General features: G+C 59.9%; 19 protein-coding genes. 10 read left to right on the top strand and 9 right to left on the bottom strand.

Going from position 1 to position 21,597, the window contains the following annotated elements; all coding sequences use genetic code 11:
* Nucleotides 1-227 precede the first annotated feature (227 nt).
* From SMC1_RS08210 to SMC1_RS08175, 8 genes are all read left to right on the top strand, one after another.
* Nucleotides 228-1,388, top strand: a complete 1,161-nt coding sequence (locus SMC1_RS08210) for an ABC transporter substrate-binding protein (RefSeq protein ID WP_207799368.1) — start codon at nucleotides 228-230, stop codon at nucleotides 1,386-1,388.
* A 1,045-nt stretch (nucleotides 1,389-2,433) separates the two neighbouring features.
* Nucleotides 2,434-3,594 (top strand): ABC transporter substrate-binding protein, encoded by a 1,161-nt coding sequence (locus SMC1_RS08205; RefSeq protein ID WP_119086295.1) that lies wholly within the window; start codon nucleotides 2,434-2,436, stop codon nucleotides 3,592-3,594.
* A gap of 27 nt (nucleotides 3,595-3,621) precedes the next feature.
* Complete coding sequence (locus tag SMC1_RS08200) at nucleotides 3,622-4,071, top strand: ABC transporter permease (RefSeq protein WP_119086294.1); 450 nt, start codon at nucleotides 3,622-3,624, stop codon at nucleotides 4,069-4,071.
* 672 nt (nucleotides 4,072-4,743) lie between these two features.
* Nucleotides 4,744-5,889: an ABC transporter substrate-binding protein gene (locus tag SMC1_RS08195; protein WP_119086293.1), complete on the top strand. Its 1,146-nt coding sequence runs from the start codon at nucleotides 4,744-4,746 to the stop codon at nucleotides 5,887-5,889.
* Between the two features lie 63 nt (nucleotides 5,890-5,952).
* The gene (locus SMC1_RS08190; RefSeq protein WP_119086292.1) at nucleotides 5,953-6,858 is read left to right on the top strand and encodes a branched-chain amino acid ABC transporter permease; all 906 of its coding nucleotides are present in this window, start codon (nucleotides 5,953-5,955) and stop codon (nucleotides 6,856-6,858) included.
* Nucleotide 6,859: 1 nt separating this feature from the next.
* Nucleotides 6,860-7,861: a branched-chain amino acid ABC transporter permease gene (locus tag SMC1_RS08185; RefSeq protein ID WP_119086291.1), complete on the top strand. Its 1,002-nt coding sequence runs from the start codon at nucleotides 6,860-6,862 to the stop codon at nucleotides 7,859-7,861.
* Nucleotides 7,861-8,625, top strand: a complete 765-nt coding sequence (locus tag SMC1_RS08180; protein ID WP_119086290.1) for an ABC transporter ATP-binding protein — start codon at nucleotides 7,861-7,863, stop codon at nucleotides 8,623-8,625. Before SMC1_RS08185 ends, SMC1_RS08180 begins: the two co-directional genes overlap by 1 nt.
* Before the next feature lie 4 nt (nucleotides 8,626-8,629).
* Nucleotides 8,630-9,334, top strand: coding sequence for an ABC transporter ATP-binding protein (locus tag SMC1_RS08175; protein WP_119086325.1), 705 nt, complete (start codon nucleotides 8,630-8,632; stop codon nucleotides 9,332-9,334).
* A gap of 169 nt (nucleotides 9,335-9,503) precedes the next feature.
* On the opposite strand, the gene SMC1_RS08170 is transcribed toward SMC1_RS08175, so the two are convergent.
* The 6 genes from SMC1_RS08170 to SMC1_RS08145 form a co-directional block, all read right to left on the bottom strand.
* Entirely contained in the window at nucleotides 9,504-10,523 is a 1,020-nt protein-coding gene (locus tag SMC1_RS08170; RefSeq protein WP_207799367.1) for a class I fructose-bisphosphate aldolase, read from the bottom strand.
* 61 nt (nucleotides 10,524-10,584) lie between these two features.
* On the bottom strand, nucleotides 10,585-11,484 hold the full coding sequence (locus tag SMC1_RS08165; protein WP_119086289.1) for a hypothetical protein: 900 nt from the start codon (nucleotides 11,482-11,484) through the stop codon (nucleotides 10,585-10,587).
* 30 nt (nucleotides 11,485-11,514) lie between these two features.
* Nucleotides 11,515-13,281 carry an aldehyde ferredoxin oxidoreductase C-terminal domain-containing protein gene (locus tag SMC1_RS08160; protein ID WP_119086288.1) on the bottom strand — a complete coding sequence of 589 codons (1,767 nt, stop codon included), beginning with the start codon at nucleotides 13,279-13,281 and terminating at the stop codon, nucleotides 11,515-11,517.
* On the bottom strand, nucleotides 13,268-13,690 hold the full coding sequence (locus SMC1_RS08155) for a 4Fe-4S binding protein (protein ID WP_165849355.1): 423 nt from the start codon (nucleotides 13,688-13,690) through the stop codon (nucleotides 13,268-13,270). Before SMC1_RS08155 ends, SMC1_RS08160 begins: the two co-directional genes overlap by 14 nt.
* 124 nt (nucleotides 13,691-13,814) lie before the next feature.
* Nucleotides 13,815-14,732 carry a hypothetical protein gene (locus tag SMC1_RS08150; protein WP_119086287.1) on the bottom strand — a complete coding sequence of 306 codons (918 nt, stop codon included), beginning with the start codon at nucleotides 14,730-14,732 and terminating at the stop codon, nucleotides 13,815-13,817.
* On the bottom strand, nucleotides 14,729-15,061 hold the full coding sequence (locus SMC1_RS08145; RefSeq protein WP_119086286.1) for a PadR family transcriptional regulator: 333 nt from the start codon (nucleotides 15,059-15,061) through the stop codon (nucleotides 14,729-14,731). Before SMC1_RS08145 ends, SMC1_RS08150 begins: the two co-directional genes overlap by 4 nt.
* A 122-nt stretch (nucleotides 15,062-15,183) precedes the next feature.
* Between SMC1_RS08145 and SMC1_RS08140 the strand changes: the two genes are divergently transcribed.
* Nucleotides 15,184-15,837: an MBL fold metallo-hydrolase gene (locus tag SMC1_RS08140; RefSeq protein WP_165849354.1), complete on the top strand. Its 654-nt coding sequence runs from the start codon at nucleotides 15,184-15,186 to the stop codon at nucleotides 15,835-15,837.
* Here the strand turns inward: SMC1_RS08140 and SMC1_RS08135 are convergent, their stop codons facing one another.
* Nucleotides 15,838-17,106, bottom strand: coding sequence for an MFS transporter (locus SMC1_RS08135; protein ID WP_119086284.1), 1,269 nt, complete (start codon nucleotides 17,104-17,106; stop codon nucleotides 15,838-15,840). It abuts the gene before it with no gap.
* Between the two features lie 164 nt (nucleotides 17,107-17,270).
* On the opposite strand from SMC1_RS08135, the gene lpdA reads away from it, so the two are divergent.
* On the top strand, nucleotides 17,271-18,635 hold the full coding sequence (lpdA, locus tag SMC1_RS08130) for a dihydrolipoyl dehydrogenase (protein WP_119086283.1): 1,365 nt from the start codon (nucleotides 17,271-17,273) through the stop codon (nucleotides 18,633-18,635).
* Between the two features lie 29 nt (nucleotides 18,636-18,664).
* On the opposite strand, the gene SMC1_RS08125 is transcribed toward lpdA, so the two are convergent.
* Both SMC1_RS08125 and SMC1_RS08120 read right to left on the bottom strand, forming a co-directional pair.
* Nucleotides 18,665-20,593 carry a transglutaminaseTgpA domain-containing protein gene (locus SMC1_RS08125; RefSeq protein ID WP_119086282.1) on the bottom strand — a complete coding sequence of 643 codons (1,929 nt, stop codon included), beginning with the start codon at nucleotides 20,591-20,593 and terminating at the stop codon, nucleotides 18,665-18,667.
* Nucleotides 20,590-21,585, bottom strand: a complete 996-nt coding sequence (locus SMC1_RS08120) for a DUF58 domain-containing protein (protein ID WP_119086281.1) — start codon at nucleotides 21,583-21,585, stop codon at nucleotides 20,590-20,592. The genes SMC1_RS08125 and SMC1_RS08120 overlap by 4 nt, the downstream gene beginning before the upstream one ends.
* Between the last annotated feature and the right edge of the window lie 12 nt (nucleotides 21,586-21,597).

Raw genomic sequence — 21,597 nt, 5'->3', positions numbered from 1 at the left:
CCACGCCCTCCGCTCGTCCGCTCTCAGCAGGAGGACGGCCACAGCGACGCTTGGTGCAACTGCCCCAGCGCACGTGCCTGACCGCGCCAACATACCGGACGAAACCGGCCTTGCAGAAATCTCCCCTGCAAGGCCGGTTTGCGTTCGTCGAAGGAGGTGATGCCACGACCGGCGATTCCGTCAAGCCTCTGTACCCGAACAACAAAAACCTATATCCCGGAGGAACCATGATGAAACGAACCGTCGCATTTTTGCTCATTCTCACAGTACTTGTCGCAGGCGTCACCGGTTGCGGCTCCACCACCAAAGTGACTGAACAGGTTATCAACCTGGGCGGTATCCAGCCGATGACCGGTGGCGCGGCCACCTTCGGAGCTTCCGGCAAGAACGGTGCAACCATGGCCGTCGAGGAGTTCAACACTGCCGGCGGAGCAACGGTCGACGGCGTCAAGACGACAATCAACTACATAAACGAGGACGACGCTGGTTCCCCCGAAGTCGGCGCCAGCGCCGCTCAGAAGCTCATCAACCAGGACAAGGTCATCGGTATCATCGGTCCCCTCATGAGCAAAGTCTCCCTGGCCGTCGCGCTTATCGCACAGGCTGCCGGCGTCCCCATGATCTCGCATGGGTCCACTGCCACCCAGGTCACGCTGGTCGGCGACTACATCTTCCGCGCCTGCTTCATCGACTCGTTCCAGGGTACCGTCATGGCAAATTACGCATGGAACACGCTGAAGGTCAAGACGGCGGCCGTGCTGTACGACAACGGCAATGATTACAACAAGGGCCTTGCCGAGTACTTCAAGGCTGGTTTCGAGAAGAACGGCGGCAAAGTCGTCGCCTTTGAAGCCTTCACGGATGAAGACAAGACGGTCGACTACAAGGCCCAGCTGACCAAAATCAAGGCCACCAATCCTGAGTTCCTGTATCTGCCCAACTACTACGCCGCAGTAGCCCTCCAGCTGAAACAGGCACGCGAGATGGGTTTGAACGTCCCCGCCGGTGGCGGCGATGGGTGGGACTCACCTGACCTCGTCAAGATAGGGGGCGCGGCTGTCGAGGGAGGCGTCTTCTCCAACCACTTCTCCAAGGACGACCTCAGCCCCAAAGTCCAGGCTTTTGTCTCAGCATACACGACCAAGTACAGGGCAGCGCCCGACGCACTCGCTGCTCTCGCGTATGACGCTGCGGGACTGTTCCTCGACGCGTTCAAGACTGCCGGCTCAATCAAGGGCTCGGACATCAGGGATGCCATGAAGAATACGTCCTTCTCGGGCGTCGCCGGCGTTTACAAGTTCGACGAAAACCGGGACCCGATCAAGGCCGCAGTCATCCTGCAGATCAAGAACGGCCAGCAAACGTACCTGACGACTATCCAGCCCTAGTCCAGCTCAACCAAGTCTTCCATAGGGGCCAGGCGTCAACCGCGATGCCTGACCCCCTCGAGGTTGCGCCGTCGGTGGACAGCGAGATCATATTGTGGTTGACGCTTTGTTGCGCCTCCACCGGGTGTACCGGTATAGCTCTCCAGAAGCTGACACGAGTGATTCCAGGGTATGGATCGTTGACGCCCATGAAAGCGTCGTACAGCGAGGACTAGGCGCGCCCGCCATCCTGTTTTCCGATTCACTCCATGTTGCCTGTGCCGCCAGCCTCTTCCTCCTCGCCCAGCTCCGCTTTCGCAGACAATCAGCGTGACGTGCAGCTCTCAGACGTGATGGAACGCCGGATGGACAGGAGGCCACGGACGCCTTGACAATTCTTGCGGCATCGCAATAGTGTGCTGTAGGAGGTTGAATACACGAAACGACACGTAAAATATCCCGGAACAAGAACGCCAGACTTGATGTGAGGCGCTGAAACGCAGCACACAGAGATCTATTCCATCATGATCGGATCCGCCCCTTACGCTGCTGGTATGTCCATGTCGATTCTTCTGAACATCTCTCCAGGACTTATGGAAACGCGCTTCACAGTACTGCACATCGAGCCTCTCCCTTGTAGCCTGTTCACAGACCCGCGCGCTCCGTCATGCCGGAAGATGCCGTCAAATGAGCTCCTATAATCGCTTCACGGTACTTGGCCCCTGTTTGTTGACTTTTCTGCCCACTCTGCGACAATTGGCGATGGATATCAGGCGGCTCTCCTTTTTTGTCTTGTACCTTGGACCACCACACCCATTCGGTTCATGCTCACGCCTAGTGCCGGATGGCTGTGCATCGGACCCACCGGGCAGAACTTTGCCTGGAGTCTGCAGTGAGCAAGGAGCCAAGCCCTCAGCTTGCGCAGCTACTAGAAGACCTCGTAGAAAATACGCCGTGAGGTCTTTCCGCTTTCTTGGGAAGGGGGTGCCAACGGGCCTGCAAGCCTGACGATGCTCTGTCGCTCCACGAACCAGTACCACACATCCACATCAAGAGAGGAGAAAACATGAGGAGACTGTTTGCCATTATTCTTGTCTGTGCACTGATTGCCGGCGTTGGCGTTGGATGCAAAAAAGCTGAGGTCAAACCCACCGAACAGATTGTGAACTTGGGTGCTATCTCCTGTATGACCGGCGGATCGGCCACCTTTGGTACTTCCAACAAGAACGGTGCAACCATGGCCGTCGAGGAATTCAACGCTGCCGGCGGAGCTATGGTCGGCGGCGTCAAGACAACGATCAACTTCATCAACGAGGACGACGCTGGTTCCCCCGAAGTCGGCGCCAGCGCTGCCCACAAACTCATCGATAACGACAAAGTCATCGGTATCATCGGCGCCGTTATGAGCAAGGTCTCCCTGGCTGTCGCGCCTATCGCACAGGCTGCCGGCGTCCCGGAGATCTCGGGAACGTCTACCAATGCGACGGTCACGCTGGTTGGTGACTACATTTTCCGTGCCTGCTTCATCGACCCGTTCCAAGGCACCGTCATGGCCAATTACGTGTACAATACCCTCAAGCTCAAGACGGCGGCCGTCCTTTATGATAACGGCAATGACTACAACAAGGGACTGGCTGAGTTCTTCAAGGCGGGTTTTGAGAAAAACGGCGGCAAAGTCGTCGCCTTTGAAGCCTTCACGGATGAAGACAAGACGGTCGACTACAAGGCCCAGCTGACCAAAATCAAGGCCACCAATCCTGAGTTCCTGTATCTGCCCAACTACTACGGTTCAGCTGCACTCATCCTCAAGCAGGCACGCGAGATGGGCCTGAACGTTCCCGCCGGGGGTGGCGATGGCTGGGACTCACCTGACCTCGTCAAGATAGGTGGCGCGGCTGTCGAGGGTGGCGTCTTCTCCAACCACTTCTCCAAGGACGACAAAAGCCCCAAAGTCCAGGATTTCGTCGCAAAATACACGACCAAGTACGGGGAGGCACCCGACGCATTCGCTGCTCTTGCGTATGACGCTGCAGGACTGCTCCTCGACGCGTTCAAGACTGCAGGCTCAATCAAGGGCTCGGACATCAGGGATGCCATGAAGAACACCACTTTCGTCGGCATCTCCGGTGCCTACAAGTTCGACGCAAACCGGGACCCGATCAAGCCGGCCGTCATCATCAAGATCGTGAACGGCCAGCAGACGTACGTGGCGACCGTCAACCCATAGCCGACACGATGACAGCCGCGGCGCGGGGTGTACCCTGTCGCCGCGGCTGTCATCATTAACGACGTACGCCGGTGCACCACACGCCTCATCCAGGCCCCGCACACTCCCCTCGCGACCCTGCTCGTGACAATCTGCGCTTCGGCATTCGTGGCAGCAATCGGCCTGCTCATCGGGGTCGCGTCACGCTCAGAGGAGCAGGCGACGGCGTTCTCGCTCATCCTGATGTTCGTCCTCGCGGGCCTCGGTGGCGCATGGGTCCCTCTCCAGTTTACCGGCACGGCGTTCCAGAGGGTAGCGCGGGCGACGCCGGGGACATGGGTCATCGACGCCTACGAGAACGTCGTGCAGCGGGGACTCGGCGTGCGCTCCGTCCTGCTGTCCTCCTCCCTGCCGATTGCCTCTGCCGCCGGCCTTGTCCTCCTGGCTATTCTTCGCTCCGCAGACAGTCAGCCTGACATTCGGCTCGGTTCGAGGTGATGAAACGCCGGATGGACAGGATGTCACCTACACCTTGACAATTCTTGCGGCACCGCAATAGTGTTGCATAGATAAGGCCGAATGCATGAAACGACATGTGGAATGTCCCGGAGCAGGGACGTCAGACTTGATGTGAGGCGCTGAAACGCGGTGCGCAGAGGTCTGTTCCGTCGTGATTGGACCCGCCGCTCACGTTGGCATGCCCGCATCGATCACAGTACAGCACGTCGAACCTCTCCCTTGTAGCCTGTTCACAGACCCGCGCGCTCCGTCATGCCGGAAGATGCCGTCAAATGCGCTCCAATAGCTTCTTCACGGTCCTCGGCCTCTGCCTATTGACTTTTCTGCCGACTCTGCGAGAATGCATTATGGACATCAGATGGTTCCCCCTCTTTGTCTCATACCTTGACTCACCACACCCATTCGGCTCATGCTCACGCCTTGTGCCGGATGGCTTTGCCTCGGACTCAACGAGCAGAACTCTGCCCGGAGTCCACAGTAAGCAGGGACCCAAGCCCACTGCCTGCACAGTCACTAGAAGACCTCACGGAAATCATACCCTGAGGTCTTTCCGCTTTCTTGGGAAGGGGGCGTCAACGGGCCTGCAAGCCTGACGATGCTCTGTCGCTCCACGAACCAGTACCACACATCCACATCAAGAGAGGAGAAAACATGAGGAGACTGTTTGCCATTATTCTTGTCTGTGCACTGATTGCCGGCGTTGGCGTTGGATGCAAAGCAAAAACTGGGGTTGTCAACCTGGGTGGTATCTTCTGTATGACCGGCGGCTCGGCCACCTTTGGTACTTCCAGCAAGAACGGTGCAACCATGGCCGTCGAGGAATTCAACACTGCCGGCGGAGCTATGGTCGGAGGCGTCAAGACAACGATCAACTACATCAACGAGGACGACGCTGGTTCCCCCGAAGTCGGCGCCAGCGCCGCTCAGAAGCTCATCAACCAGGATAAGGTCATCGGCATCATCGGCGCCGTCATGAGCAAGGTCTCCCTGGCCGTCGCGCCTATCGCACAGGCTGCCGGCGTCCCGGAGATCTCGCCAACGTCTACCAATGCGACGGTCACGCTGGTTGGTGACTACATTTTCCGTGCCTGCTTCATCGACCCGTTCCAGGGCACCGTCATGGCCAATTACGTGTACAATACCCTCAAGCTCAAGACGGCGGCCGTCCTTTATGATAACGGCAATGACTACAACAAGGGACTGGCTGAGTTCTTCAAGGCCGGTTTTGAGAAAAACGGCGGCAAAGTCGTCGCCTATGAAGCCTTCACGGATGAAGACAAGACGGTCGACTACAAGGCCCAGCTGACCAAAATCAAGGCCACCAATCCTGAGTTCCTGTATCTGCCCAACTATTACGGCTCGGCCGCACTCATCCTCAAGCAGGCACGCGAGATGGGCCTGAACGTTCCCGCCGGGGGTGGCGATGGCTGGGACTCACCTGACCTCGTCAAGATAGGTGGCGCGGCTGTCGAGGGTGGCGTCTTCTCCAACCACTTCTCCAAGGACGACAAAAGCCCCAAAGTCCAGGATTTCGTCGCAAAATACACGACCAAGTACGGGGAGGCACCCGACGCACTCGCTGCTCTTGCGTATGACGCTGCAGGACTGTTCCTCGACGCGTTCAAGACTGCCGGCTCAATCAAAGGCTCGGACATCAGGGATGCCATGAAGAAAACCACTTTCGTCGGCATCTCCGGTGCCTACAAGTTCGACGAAAACCGGGACCCGATCAAGTCGGCCGTCATCATCAAGATCGTGAACGGCCAGCAGACGTACGTGGCGACCGTCAACCCATAGCCTAGCACGCATCTCGGCGCAGCGGGGAGTATCCCCGCTGCGCCCCCTGTTGGAGGAGAAAACATGGGCCAGTTCTTGCAGCAACTCATCAACGGCATTCAGATAGGCAGTATCTATGCCCTGATTGCCCTAGGCTATACAATGGTGTATGGCATCGTGCGCCTTATCAATTTCGCTCATGCCGACATTTTCATGTTTGGCGCTTACATGGGATTCTTCCTTGCCCCCGTCATGGCCAAGGTCTTTGGTGGCGCCTTCATCCCGACGATCATCGCAGCCATGCTCATTACCGGCCTGCTTGGCTTCGTCATGGAGAAACTTGCGTATCGCCCGCTGCGCTACAAGTCCCGCCTTTCGGCACTGATCACCGCGCTTGGTGTTTCGATATTCCTTGAGAACTTCTGCGCGATGCCCTTCGTCTTCGGCCCGACGTTCCGCGCGTTCCCTGACCTCATCGTGGCCAAGAACATTCCCATCCCCGGCAACCTCGGCCTCTCCGTCTCCAACGTGCTGCTGCTCGACATCGGCGTTTCCGTCATCCTGATGGTCCTGCTGTTCTGGTTCGTCAACAAGACTCTCATCGGCAAGCAGATGCGCGCGGTGGCATTCGACAAGCCGACAGCCAGCCTTATGGGCATCAACATCGACGTCGTCATTAGTACAGCCTTCATCGTGGGCCCTGCGCTTGCAGGCGCCGGCGGCATCCTGTACGGCACGACCTACGGCATGCTGGCATCCCCCTTCCTGGGCATATGGCCGGGTCTGAAGGCGTTCATCGCAGCGGTTCTTGGCGGCATCGGCAACATTCCCGGCGCCGTGCTCGGCGCATACATCATGGGCATCTCGGAGGCGTTTGCGACGTCGGTCAACTCCAACCTGGGGTACGGTATCGCGTTCGCCATCCTTATTGGCATCCTGCTTATTCGACCAAGCGGCTTGCTGGGCAAGTTCATGCCGGAGAAGGTCTGACATGACCTTTCTTCGTACACACCGCACGATGGCCACAGTCATTGCATCCGTGCTGGCCTATGTCGTCATCAAGCTACTGAGCATCCTGCCCCTCGTCAACGGAGAACCCCTCCTGAACGCATACTACATCCAGCTCATCATCCTGGTCGGCATCAACATCGTCATGACTGTCAGCCTGGGCATGGTCAACGGTTTCACCGGCCAGTTCTCCATTGGACACGCTGGGTTCATGGCTGTCGGCGCCTATACGTCAGCCATGATTACGACGGTCTGGTTGCATACGAGTACCGCCAATCCATGGGTCGGGTATCCTGTCTTCATCGTCGCAATTCTTGCAGGGGGGTTGCTGGCTGCCGCAGCAGGCTATCTTGTCGGCGCGCCGTCGCTGCGTCTCAAGGGCGACTACCTGGCTATCGTGACGCTATCGGCCAACGAACTTATCCGAACGGTCATCCGTGTCACCGACGCCCTGGGTGGTCCCCGTGGTTTGGGCGGCATCCCAAAGTTCACGACGCTGGAGGTCGTCTTCGTGTTCGCAATCGTGAGCGTCGTCCTCATGCGCAACTACCTGTTCTCGTCGCATGGACGCTCCATGAAGGCGATCCGCGACTCGGAGATTGCCGCTGAATCCACGGGTATCAACACAACACGGCAGAAAGTGTTTGTGTTTGTCTTCTCGGCCTTCTTCGCCGGCGTCTCGGGCGGTGTCTTCGCGCACCTGCTTCAGTTCATCCACCCGGACAACTTCAGTTTCGTGAAGTCACTGGAGTATCTCATTTATCTGTACGTCGGCGGCTCCACATCAATCAGCGGCGCCATAGTCGGTCCAGCTATCTTCACGCTCCTACCCGAACTGCTGCGCGGCCTGGAGTCGTGGCGCATGGTCATCTACCCGCTGATCCTCATCCTGACCATGATCTTCCGGACGGAAGGCATCATGGGCCTCAAGGAATTCAGCTTCATCCTCATTCCCCAGCGTCAGAGGAAGGAGGTGAGCGTATAATGGCTCTCCTCGACGTTCAACATCTCACACAGTTCTTTGGCGGCCTGCGCGCCGTTTCCGACTTCAACATCCAGCTCGAGCACGGCGAGATCGTCGGCCTCATCGGACCCAACGGCGCTGGCAAGACAACCGTCTTCAACGTGATGACCGGTGTCTATACGCCGACCAAGGGGACCATCGTCTTCGACGGACAGAACATTGTGGGCAGGAAAACCTACCAGATCACCCAGGCAGGGATCGCCCGCACGTTCCAGACCATCCGCCTGTTCAGCAAGTCCAGTGTTATCGACAACATCAAGATCGCCTATCACTTCCGTATGTCCTACGGCAACATTGATGCGTTCCTACACACACGCAAGTACTGGGAGGGCGAGCAACTTGTCGACGACTACGCCATCGACCTCCTGCGCCTGTTCCACCTGGAGGGACACGCCGAAGACGTCTCCGGCTCCCTCCCCTACGGGGCTCAGCGCCGGCTGGAAATCGCCCGCGCTCTTGCCACCAAACCCAAGCTCCTCATCCTGGACGAGCCCGCAGCCGGCATGAACCCGGCAGAGGCAGACGAACTGATGGAAATGATCCACTGGCTCCGCGAAAAGTTCGACCTGACTATCCTGCTCATCGAGCACCAGATGAGGGTGGTCATGGGCGTGTGCGAACGTATCAAGGTCATGGACTTCGGCGAGACTATCTGCGAAGGCGTGCCCGAGTACATCCGCAACGACCCCCGGGTCTGCGAAGCATACCTTGGAAAGGGGGCCTGACATGCTGCTCGAAGTCCGGAACATCGACGTTTTCTACGGCTCCATCCGTGCGCTGAAGGGCGTCTCCTTCAGCGTAGAAAAAGGTGAAATCGTCTCGATCATCGGCGCCAATGGCGCCGGCAAGTCGACGACCCTGCGCGCTATCTCCGGCATTCTGCGTGCAGCGTCCGGCAGCATCATCTATGACGGACACGATATCACCCACACGCCGCCCCATCTCATCGCGCGTATGGGTATCTCCCACGTTCCCGAAGGTCGTGGCATTTTTGGCAACCTGACCGTGCAGGAAAACCTGGACGTGGCGCTCTCGTCGGTCAAAGACAAGAAGACGGCCGGCCCCAACCAGGATAAGGTATTCTCGCTGTTCCCACGTCTCAAGGAGCGCAGACGGCAGATCTCCGGCACACTGTCAGGCGGCGAACAACAGATGCTGGCTGTCGGCCGAGGTCTCATGCAGAACAACCCGTTCATGCTGCTCGACGAACCCTCGATGGGCCTGTCGCCCGTGCTGACCGAGGAGATTTTCGGCGTCATCGTCGAGATCAACCAGCTGGGCAAGACGGTCCTGCTCGTCGAGCAGAACGCATTCAAGGCACTGTCCATAGCCAATCGGGGATACGTGCTGGAGACCGGGTCCGTTGTTCTCGCAGGGACCGCAGCGGAGCTGCGTGACAACCCGGACGTGAAGAAAGCCTATCTGGGCGGCTAACCTCCCCGCCCTTTTCCTCCTGTACAGCCTGTCGGGCAGCGCAAACGAGCAGTCGCTGCCCGACACGATGTTCTGGACACCCTGCAACAGCGAGCCCCTCCTGACGGAGGGGCTCGCTGTCTCGACCTTTCGAACCAGGGGGTCAGACCCCTCAGCACGTTGTTGCGTACTAGCCGCGCTCCAGTTCGGGACTGTAGGAGCCGGAACGGGCCACGCTGTTGCACTCGCTTCGATGATAGAAGGCCGCCTGCGCCGCCGCCACGTTTGCCTGCTCGCCGTGCCAGATGGTAAGTGCCGGCTCCTGCAATGCCCGTCCGTACGAGTAGCTCAATTCCCACGGATGCGGTCCCAGTTTGTTCATCGCATTGAGATGAGCGGTCGCCAGTTCGGACGACTGTCCACCCGAAAGGAAGACGATGCCCGGGACGGCGGCAGGGACGGTACGGCGCAGTGTGCGCACGGTCGCCTCGGCCACGTCCTGGACCCCCGCCTGGCGGGGGCAGGACTTGCCAGAGATCGTCATGCTCGGCTTGAGCAGCATACCCTCGAGCAGGACCCCTTGCCGGGCAAGCTCATTGAAGACCGACCTCAAAACGCCCAAGGTGACGAGCTCACACCACTCCTGATCATGATCGCCGTCCATGAGAACCTCGGGTTCGACGATCGGAACAAGTCCAGCTTCCTGTGCCAGGGCCGCATAGCGCGCAAGGGCCTGGGCGTTGGCACTGACACATGCCCTGCTGGGGATACCCGCCCCAATAGTGATGACGGCACGCCACTTGGTGAACCGCGCACCCAGCGACCGATACTCGGCCAGCCGTTCACGAAGGCCATCCAGTCCCTGTGTGACCTTCTCACCGGGGTGAAGCGCCAACTCAACCGTTCCCGTGTCGACCTTGATGCCGGGGATGACAGCCTTCTCGGCCAGCAGCCTGGGGAACAGCGTTCCACCGAGGGACTCCTGGCGAATCGTTTCGTCATAGAGGATGACGCCTGAGATGAATTCCTCGACACCGGGCGTCGTAAACAGCATGTCCCGATAGGTGCGATGCGTCTCGGCAGTCGACGCCACGCCCAGTTTCGCAAATCTCTTGCCGATGGTTCCTACACTCTCGTCGGCCGCCAGGATTCCCTTGTGCGGTGCCACCAGAGCTCTGGCCGTCTCCTTCAACTCACGTTCGTACAACATACCATCCTCCTTATCCACAGGTCGTCCATGACCATGCGGCACATACGCATCCAATACACGATCAGTCGGCTGAGTCGTCCGGCTCGTCCATATCCTCATCGGTTTCGTCGAGGTCGGCAGCGCGGCTGCGATAGTCCTCTGCCAGCTCCTTGTTTCCCGCTTCCTCGTACGACTCGCTCATTTCCCAGAACAACTGCTGTCGAAGATCGAGATCGGGCTGGTCGGCTTCGAGATCCAGCGCCTGCTGGAACAGGACGACAGCCTGCTCATGGTTTCCGTCGAGTGCACTCGCATCGCCGATCGTCTGCAGTGCACGCGCCTGAAAAAGCTTATCGTGCAGAGCCTTGCCAAGAGCGCCGCCCTTTTCCGCTAGTTCACGTGCCTTGGCTGCGTCTCCCTGGGCGACGGCCACCTGGCTCATGATGAGAAGAGCGTCGGTTTCGAGATCCTTGTTGCCCATGCCCTTCGATGTGGCGCAGGCGACCTGGAAGTAGTGCATCGCCTTGTCCCACTCCTCCATCTCCGTATACATGCCACCGAGGTCACTCGCGTAATGCAGCATGAGCTCAGGATCGGCCGGCAGGCCCTTGGCCAGGGCTTCGGCCTTCAGCGAGAAGCTGATGCCCTTCTCCAGCTCGTCGAGCATGCCGTACAGGGGACCCATGTTGACATAGACGTGGGCCAGGCCGGCATTATCATGCTTGGCCTCGTACAGCATGACCGCCCTGTCCAGCAGGGCCAGAGCGGGTTTGAACTCATCCTGCTCAGCAAGAACTACCGCGGCATCCAGCAACACAGTCGCGGGCGGCGTGCCCGCCGGACACGCCTGCTCCACCTTCTGAACAAAGTCCTTGGGGTCCTTCTTAAACGAACGCGTCAACTCCGCGAGGCGTTCCCGCTGCCTGCGGTCCTTGCGGTCCTCTGCGCTGCTGCTCATGGGCTCCCTGCTCTTGTCTGCCATACTTGGTCCTCCTGTGCTGCTCTGCCGCGACTACGCGCGCGGACTGGCCAGCTGACCCGCGGCAAACGCGATTGCGCGCCGCATGTATGCCTCGTCGAACCCGCTTACGACGGCCGGTGTCTCAAACACCCGCTGCGGGATAGTCAACTTGTCGAAGTCGAAACCGTTCGCAAGCTTGAACGTGAACTTCGCCCGATAGATATCGTCTGCGGTCTCTGCCAGTTGTTCAGCGGTCAGATTGTATCCCGCGGCGGCAAGCGCCCGCAGTGTCAACTCCGGCGTGTAGATGCCACGGGCAAAGAAACACACCGTGAGGGAACTGAGCACCTGGCGCCAGCGCTCCTCGTCCATGAGCTTCTGAGCAAGCTGCTCGGCCGGAATGAGCCCCTTGGTCAGTTCCTTCTGGTCGATGGCATAACCGGCGTTGTCCAGATGGCTGTGACGTGCTCCCAGCATGAACCCGAGGTAGCCGGCCGGGCCCGTGTGATACCCGGGCATCTCGTTTCCGCCAAACGCCATGGCAAAGTCGGCGCCGCCATAACGGGCAGCAGCTGCGTCGACACCACGGCTCAGGATGCTCCAGAACTCGTTGGACTTACTGGTGATGGCTTCGACGCCTGCGACATAGCCATCGGCTTTGCCAAACTCGAGCTTCAGGCCACCTGTATCCTGTTCGGTGACCAATCCCTTTTCCATTGCTTCGGTCGCCCAGGCCAGGCACACGCCGGAGCTCATGGCGTCCAGTCCCAGGACTTCTACCTCGTCCATGAGGCTCAGCACCTGCTCAGGATTGCTGAGGCCAAGCATCGAGCCGAGCGCATAGATGGGCTCATAGTCATAGGAGATCATCGTCGTCTTGTAGTAGTACGCCTCATCCTGATAGGGTTCGCGCAGCGCCGCAATGTGGATACACGCGACGGGGCAATGCGAGCAGGCCAGGCGACGGCCGAGGTAGTGCTCAGCATAGTGCTCCCCCGAGATGGCTTCAGCAGACTCGAAGCGTCCCGCCTGCACGTTGCGTGTCGGGAGCCCGCCGAGCGCAGACAGGGGCTGGATGTTCTCCGCTGTTCCCAGATCGTGGTACTTCTTCATGATGGGGCTGCTGACCGCCGCGGTGTTGATCTCGTCGTAGAGTGCCCGGTACGCGACCTTGTCCGCGACTTCAAGCGTCCGATTGCCCGATACCACGACGGCCTTGAGCTTCTTGCTGCCAAAGACCGCCCCCATGCCGAGCCGCCCGAAGTGCCTGTAGGTCTCCGTGCTGACGTCGGCGTAGGTCACCAGGTTCTCCCCTGCACGACCGATGCGCATGATGCTGCGCAGACCCGATGAACTCTCGTTCTGCCGTATGATGCGCCCTGCCGTCACGCTGGAGCTCATGCCCCACAGCGTGGTGGCATCGTGGAAGTATGCCTTGCCTCCCTCGATGCTGAGGTACCCCGGATTGGTGTTGGCGCCGGTGATGACGATGGCGCCGACCCCCGACATGCGGATGGCGACTGCACTACGGCCGCCCGCATGCGATTCGCCCAGGTTGCCCGTGTGTGGCGACTTGAACATCGCCACGGTCTTGGACCCGAGAGGGAAGAGTCCATCCAGAGGTCCGGTCGCAAGCACGACAGGCGCCTCGGGGGCCAGCGGATCGATGCCCGCGGGGCAGTTCTCGGTCAGAAGCTGGATAGCGACTCCCGCCCCTCCGAAGTACTTCCCAAACAGGTCCTCGCGACGCTCGACCCATGAGCGCTTCTTGCTCAGGTCGACGTATAGGACGTTGGCAAGCGGATCATTTGGCAGCATTGGAGACCTCTTCGCGGCGTTCTTCGAGCGCCAGCACTCCATGCGGGCAGTACTTGGCACAGTAGCCACAATGCATGCAGATGATCGGCTTCTCAGCTTCCTTGTCCCAGAAGATGGCGCTGACGATGCACGCTTCCCGGCACAGTCCACAGCCGGTGCACTTCGAGGGGTTCAGAAGGACTCCTCCGCCCTTGCGCAGGACCAATGCGTCCTCCGGGCATACCTTGGCACACGGGGGATCCTGGCATGCTCGACAAACGACCACCGAAAGACCACGTTCCATGCCACCCACGGACTTGATATGGATTGCCGTCTTGCCCATTCCCGCATAGCCCAGCCGGCGAGTGCACGCAAACATGCATATCTGGCAGCCTGTACAGCGTTCCGCGTCAATGACGGATAGTCTCATGGATTCTTCTCCTTGCAGTGCTGCGTCTTCCGGCGTCACGGCCGGTCCTCACAATAGTATAGCGCGGCGCGGCCATCATGTGCATGAACGGCCGCGTCACAACGAACCACGATTGTAGAGAAAGCTATAACTCAGGAGCCGCGTTCCACGCGAAGAAGGCCTCCGCGACCCCCTTGAACAGGTTCCACGTCTCCAGGAGGACGATCAGCACGAGGAGACCTCTTAGTGCTCCCTCTGCGAGCCCCGACTGGACCGGCTGTTTGATGACAGTCGCGGCGACGAGCAGGGCAATCATACCCGCCAGCGGCCTGACGAAGGCATAACCCGGCCAGTCCCTGGCATACTGCAGACAGGTCACCACGAACACGGCCCCTGACTGCGCGAGCAGGCAGATGGCAAAAGGCACGAAGAACGGGACCGCCATGAAGTGCACGGGACCCTGCAAGTTAAGGACGTACAGCATGCTGAACCGTGCAAACAGGTACAGAACGAGCATTCCAGCGACGCCCACCAGTGCGCCGACTACCTTGCCAACAGTTGGCCTGCCACGCTTGCGGTCATGATGCACGATGCCCCGCACCCACTCGATGCCCACACGGTTTCCGAAGTGCTCATTCACCTGGATGAGAATGGAAGCGAGACCGTAGTCGAACACGAAGGCGAAGGGCAAGTAGTAGAGCAGCGATAAAGGCGTCAGGCTTGGCACATAGAAGATAGGCACCACGAACGTGCTGCCTCCCGTGATGGCCGATATGATTGCCAGTCCGACCGTCACCGCGAAGAGCAGTCCCGCAACAAGCCAGTGGACCTTTCTGTAGTTGGCGGCCACCGCCGGCTTGGCGGTCGACCAGGCAGCAGCGACGTCGCGAGGGTCGCCCATGGTTGCGATAGCCGCTATCATGTTCTCGTCCGTATCGCCTCCGGGCATGACTGCTTCCTTGTCCTCGATACTGCCGGCGATCTCGCGCAGGACGTCCTGTTCGTCCGCCGCAACGAGAAACGGCCGTACGCGTTCCAGAAACTCGGTGATATGTGCGTTCATGACTCGACCTCCTGTCGAAGTGCCTCAATAGCCTTGCCTTGCTGTTGCCAGATCTCCAGCAGACTACCCCGCAGGGCCCGTCCCTGGTCGGTGACTTGGTAGTACTTGCGCGCCTTGGCTTCGGGGGCGTCCCATCGGCTGCTCAGTGCACCCTTCTCCTCCAGCCGTCGCAGGAGCGGGTACAGCGTGTTCTCGTCGACGACGACGCCATTCTGCTCAAGCACCCTGACGATCATGTAGCCGTACATGGGTTTCTCCAGCAGGAGAAGCACGACGAGCTGAATAAACCCGCGGTTCATCTCCTTCTCAAAGTTGTGCACTTCACTCATCCGGTCACCTCGCATCCTTGTACTGTGTACCATATGGCATGTGCACTACATATACCATGTATCACACAGTATGTCAAGAGGTGTTTCCACTATACTGTCACCATCTCGCATGGGAGGCTCTGATGGAACAGTTTCATGAGACGATGGCGGGAGCCACGGTCACGCGCATGCCGGTCGGTCCCCTGCTGACCAATTGCTACCTGGTGCAGTCAGGGACGGAGCTCATGCTGGTGGACCCTGGCATGGTCTGGAACCGGGAGCTTGAGGAGGTGGCCACTGTCATCGAGAGCGCCAATGCTCGCCTCCGGTGGATCGTTTGCACCCATGGGCACTTCGATCACGTCTCGGGCGTCGACACGGCGATGAAGCGTTTCCCCGACGCGACGCTGCTCATGGACCCGCGGGAGGTTGAACTCGCCAGAGACCCAGTGGCAAACTACGCCACACAGATGGGGTCCACATTCGCCATGCACGCTGAGTCATCTCCACTGATTGCTGGGCAGGAAATACCCCTGGGGCTCATCACCTATCACATTGCGACCATACCGGGGCATACGCCGGCCAGCAGCGTGCTTATCGCGGGAGACCATGCGTTCGTCGGCGACACGCTGTTTGCCGGAAGCGTTGGGCGCACGACCAGCCAGGAGGGGTTCGAACAGCTCTTAGCAGGCATCCGTGTCACTCTGATGTTCCTGCCGCCGGCGACCCGCATCTTCCCAGGACACGGAGAACCGACCACCATTGGCACCGAATTGGGCGACAATCCCTGGCTGTAGTCAGGACCGGGACCTCGTTCGCAGCTGCGAGCGCGTCTGTTCCAGATCGCGGGAGATGCTGGCAAGCGCAATCAGGTAGAAAGGTGTCCAGCACATTGCAGCGCCCGCGACAACTACGACGAATGCCGTCCCTAGACTCGCCCGATCCGCCACAAGCCCAGCCAGAAACGGTGCCAGGGCCGCTCCAGTTGTCTCGACCAGGCCCTGCATCGCAAGGGCGGTACTCCGAACCTCCGGCAGGCTCACGTCACTGATCGTCGCCCCTATGTTCGGAGCTGCAAACGAGGTCAGGAAGACTCCCGTCGCCGCCAGCAGGGCAAACAGGACCGGCTGCGTTGTCGGTGTAAGAAGTGCCGCGCACAGCAGAACAGACCCTGGGAGCGTTGCTATGCCCGCAAGGAGACGGCCCTGGGGCATCCTCCGGAACAGTCTGTCACCGAGCACTCCCCCCAGCGGAAAGCCTACGCCGAGTCCCAGGACTGTCAGGGTCGCCACCGAGAGCGACGCTGTGCCAGTGTAGCCCCGTTCAGTCTCGAGATACCGAAAGAACCAGAATGTCACAACATTGATGGGCAGAACGGCAAAGAACCCCTGGGCATACAGTGCCACGAGGGTCCTTCGCCGCAGCAGGCTGCGCGCGACCGCCCAGCTGAACCGTGCCGCCGCAGCCGGCGCCCCTGCGAGCTCCGGCTCTGTCGCTCCCCGTGCAACGTCCTTGACGACGAGCGCGACGAGCACGGCAACGACCAGGCCCGCCCCTCCCGTCACGACGAAGATCCACCGCCAGCCGACGCGCGGAGCGAGGGTCGTCGCCAGGACCGCGCCAAGGACATACCCAGCCGGCATCGCCGTCTTGAGCAGAGCATACACCCTCCCCCGCACGCGCGGATCGAACGTGTCGGCAAGCAGGCTATAGACGCCGGGCGTACTGGCGTCATCGACGCCGGTGGCCGCCCGTGCCATGACGAACCAGCCGAAGGTGGGAGCGAGCGCCGAGAGCCAGGTTGTTGCGCCCCAGATGGTCGCGGCCAGTGCAATGAGTCGCGCCCGTGAAAACCGGTCAAAGAGATATCCCCAGACCGGGAAAAGCAGACCGCTGACGATAAGTGCCCCCGAGACTACCGCACCCATCTGTCCCTCATCGATCCTGAAGGAGGCCATGATAGAACTTGTCAGTGGGCCAATGAGCAGCCGGTCTGCCTGATGAAGCAGTGTGAAGAGGGTCAGTACTGCCAGTACGGCCCACCTGCTGGATCGTCGGTGCTTCATCCTCACCTCTCCGGACGTTACCTGCCACTACTGTACGCCAACTCACGCGACGTGTCCAGCCACAGTTTTGGTGTCAGATACCAGATCTGCACATTCCTCCTTTTGGGCATCACCATGCCGGTGGTATCATAAATTGATACAAGACACAGTTCACGGAGGTTGACATGGTCGACGTTTTTATTATCGGTGGCGGACCCGGAGGGTACGTCGCTGCAATCAAGGCAGCTCAGCTAGGTCTGTCGGTCGCGCTGGCAGAAGAGGCCGACATGGGCGGGGTCTGCACAAACTGGGGTTGTATCCCCACTAAGACAATGCTGGCCAGCAGCAAGCTCTTCACGCACATGCAAGAGGCACGCAAGTTTGGCCTGACTGCTGATAACGTGGGGGTTGACTTCGGTGCCGTCATGACCCGCAAAGACCAGGTCGTCATCCGGCTGCGCAAAGGCATCGAATTCCTGATGAAGAAGAACAAGATCCAGGTGTACACCAGCCGGGCGACCCTGCGCGATGCGACACACGTGTGCATCGACGCGACCGGCGAGGTTGTTGAAGCGAAGAACGTCATCATTGCCACCGGCAGCTCTCCCATCAAGTTTCCCCCCTTCACCGATCCGGGCGTCTGGACCAGTGACGACGTCTTCCGCAACAGGGAGCAGCCGAAGGAACTGGTCGTGATCGGTGGCGGTGTTATCGGCGTCGAGATGGCGACATTCTTCAGCGCCATCGGGACGAAGGTCACCATCGTCGAGCTGATGCCACATATCCTGCCTATTGAGGATGAGGACGTGGCACTGGCCCTCGCTGCAACCCTCAAGAAGCGAGGCATCACCATCATCACCGAGGCGAAGACCCAGTCGGTCACCCCCACGGAGGCTGGTTATAGCCTGGCACTCGATGTGAACGGCGCCACGCAGGAAGTCCACGGTGATCACGTTCTGCTTTCCATCGGACGCCGGTCGAACGTCGGTCCGGAACTGGAAGCCGCAGGAATCACTCTGTCCAAGAAAGGCATCGTCGTCGACGATCACATGCGCACCAGCGTCCCCGATGTGTATGCTGTCGGTGACGTAAAAGGGGTCTACATGCTGGCACATGTCGCCGAGAAGGAAGGAGTCGTCGCTGCCGAGAACATCGCCGGGCACGACGCACACATGGTCTATACCGCCGTCCCTTCCGTTGTTTTCACCGACCCGGAAATCAGTATCGTGGGCAAGAGAGAATATGAACTCAAAGCAGAAGGAGTCCCGTACAAGGCGGGCACATTCCCCGTCAGCGCCAGTGGCAAGGCGCGAACGATGGAGGAAAGTATCGGTTTTGCAAAGGTCCTGGCACATGCCGAAACCCACGAGATTCTGGGTATCGCCCTCTACTGCGCCGAAGCCACCGACCTCGTCATGGAATCAGTCCTGGCCGTACAGTTCGGCATGACAGCGGAAAAGCTGCTTCAAGCAATTCACCCGCATCCGACGATGACGGAGATGATCATGGAGGCGGCAGAAGGCTCGATCGGACTGCCACTGCAATTGTGAACCCCCATAGTGCCTGACACCAAGGGAATTCACAATTGAGGGCCAGCGGTTGCCCGAGCTTGCTGCACGCCGCGGATCGCTCGTGCAAGAGCTTGCTCGCTGTCAGTGGAAGTCACTCCGCTCTCGAAATGCAGCCGGTAGAGCCTCCAGACAAGGTCCAGCACGGCTGAGGGAGCGTCGACGCGCCCAGCCAGCTCAAGAAGCGTTTCTCCCGATCGTCGCCGTTCGCCCATGAGACCCTCGAGCGCGGCGGAAAGGCGGTCGGGACTGCGCCATTCGCGGTTTCGCATCAGCAGGAACACCAGGGCGGCTGCAACCACAATACCGGAAAGGACACGCCAATCGCGCAGCAGGCGCGACGCCACCGTCCGGAAGGACTCGAACGCAGAGGCGATGGCACGGCCGCTGCCCGTGAAAAACCGGCCGAGACTGTTGGCTGTCTGCACCTGCCTGGCCAGGTCATACATGACGACGTTCCGGTACCAGGCCATGCGAACGTTGTCGAGGATATTCGTAATCAGCGACACCTGCTGGAAGGAACTGGGCGTCGGGTCGTAGCGGACCCAGGTTTCCCTGTCCAGGACTTCGACCCACGTGTGCGCGTCCTTGGCCCGCACAATGAGATACCCCGAGGCTTTGTTCCACTCTGTGGCCACGAAGCCTGACACCAGGCGGGTGCGAACGCCCTCGACACGCAGCAGCAACGCCATGGACGTGGCAAAATGCTCGCAGTACCCGGTGTGCCGGTTGACGACGAAGTCCTCGACCGACGTTGCTGTCGGGTTCAGTGAGTATTCATAGTTAGCAAGGAGATAGTCGCGAGTCGCCAGCGCCTTGTCTCTGACCGTCAGGCCCCGAACGACGCGTGCGGCAACGTCCCGGAAAGCCTGCGAAAGCTCTGGGACCTGAAGGTACCTGTCCAGCAATGCCGGTCGGCGAGCCACGAGACTGTCGACAGGGAACGTGTCCTGATCGAGTGACGAGACGTCATACCGGATGGTCTTGTAGTAGGGCGCATCCGTGAACAGGTTGCCCTCTGCGTCGCGGCGGAGGTACTGGAACTGCCCTCGCAGATCAGTAATGTGTTCCAGCCCAAAGACGACGTCCGTCCCGGTCGGCTCGAGGTAGACGGTCGTCAGCGTATCGGGCTGCTGGTCGCTTACTACGAACGAATCGATCCCGGTGGACGCGTACACGGACTCGGGGCGACCGGCCGCGACTAGCCATTGCCTGCCACTGAAGGTCGTGTAGCGCATGCCCGAGATGTAGGCGGGCAGGGGCAACCGGGACCCACCCTTCCCGGGCTCGACACGCATGACAACGGTATTGTCCTGCTGCACCTCCCCAGGGGTGATCGTGACGTCCTTGGAGAAACCTGTCGTCTGGGTCGCCAGCGCAGGACTGCCCTTGATATAGCCCAGTGTCCACCGCGGAAGGGCGAAGAACACGCCAAACGCAAACACAAACGACACGAGCGCAGACACGACGATGGCACTATAGAATCCCCGGGTGATATGCGGGACTCTGCCTTCGAACTGGGCCATGATCAGCAGGACAGTCGCGATCAGAAACTCAGCGAGCAGCAGAAGCCCGAACGCCACCGAGATGGACCCGGCGGCAGACAGGACAGTTACGAAGACAGCGATGAGCACCAGCCCCTGATAGTCACGGGTATTGTCCGTCAGGACGAATCGGCACGCCATTGCTGCCAGCATCGCCTGCGCCAGGAGGGCGAAAAGCTGGGTCCCCAGGACCATGAGGACGAGGAACCAGACGAGGGGGAGTGCTTCGAAGGCACGCCGTCCCCAGCGCCCATGAACGTGCCCGGCCAGGAGCAGGGCCACGACGAATGCGACAGCATACAGAGCATACCAGGGCTCGACGATGGACAGAAACCCACACGCCGTAAGGCCGAGCAGGAACCCCAGCATGCGGCGGATGTCCAGCGAACTCCTCATGGGGCACCGTTCACGAAGCTAATGTCTTCGTGCGTGAAGCTGTGCAGAGGTCCAGGATGGGGTGGGTCCTCGGTGAGTTCCGTAAGGGCCATCAGTTCCATTGCCTGCTGCCACGCCCTGCGGTCACGTCCGTCCAGGAACGATCCGGGAAGCGCAAGCGCGATAGCCTCTCCGGACTCGAAGACCGACGTCAGGCCACTCGCAATCTTCGAGACGCCCAGTTCGAACGCCTGGCTGTCAGGCCAGGCGCCCCTTGCCGTGTCGAGGTAGAACACGGTCTCCTGCTGATACCTGGCTTCCTGCTCCACGACGTAGGGATCGCCCCTCCGCGCCGACACTTTCCAGTCGATGTGGCGAGAATCGTCTCCCGCATGGTACCTGCGTAGAGAGAAGAAATCGCCGTCGTCGCCTGCCCTCGCCCTCTCGAGACGGTGCTCACCCTGTTCGTCCTGCTGCTGCAGAAGGATAGGGTGGACCTGCGGGTACACGATCAGTTCGCCACCGACAGCTACGTCTCTTCGCATCTCGACGATACCGAACGGGAACGTGGACGCAATGTCCGCCCGCAGTCCCGTCACACGCCCACGCGTGGGCAGGGTAAGGGTGAGCGGAAGTTCCACGGCAGAACGAGCGCCCACAAAGGGAACACTCAGCGATACAGTGTCTCCATCCGCCCGGACACTGACGCGTGCGAAGAACAACGGGAACGAACCGGTATTGCGAACCCGGACGGCCAACGATGCCGGACGGCCTGCATAGATCTCGTCCACCGTGTCGAGCGAGACATCGAGACGGCGAAGGTTGGCGACCGACAGCAGTCCCGAGAAGATGAGTGCAGAAAGGAGTGCACTAAAGACGAGATACAGAAGGTTGTTGCCCGAGTTGATGGCGACCGCCCCGATGCCGATGATGGCAAGGAAAAACAACAGGCCGCTGCGCGTCAATCGTTCAGCCCGGTGGTACTTCCTGAATCGCACCTCGACCAGACTCATGGCGCTCCGGCT

This window comes from Candidatus Cryosericum septentrionale, assembly GCF_003570995.1.
Lineage (GTDB): Bacteria > Caldisericota > Caldisericia > Cryosericales > Cryosericaceae > Cryosericum > Cryosericum septentrionale.
Note: the sequence above shows the minus strand (reverse complement) of the source record. Positions and strands in the feature narration are given on the sequence as shown.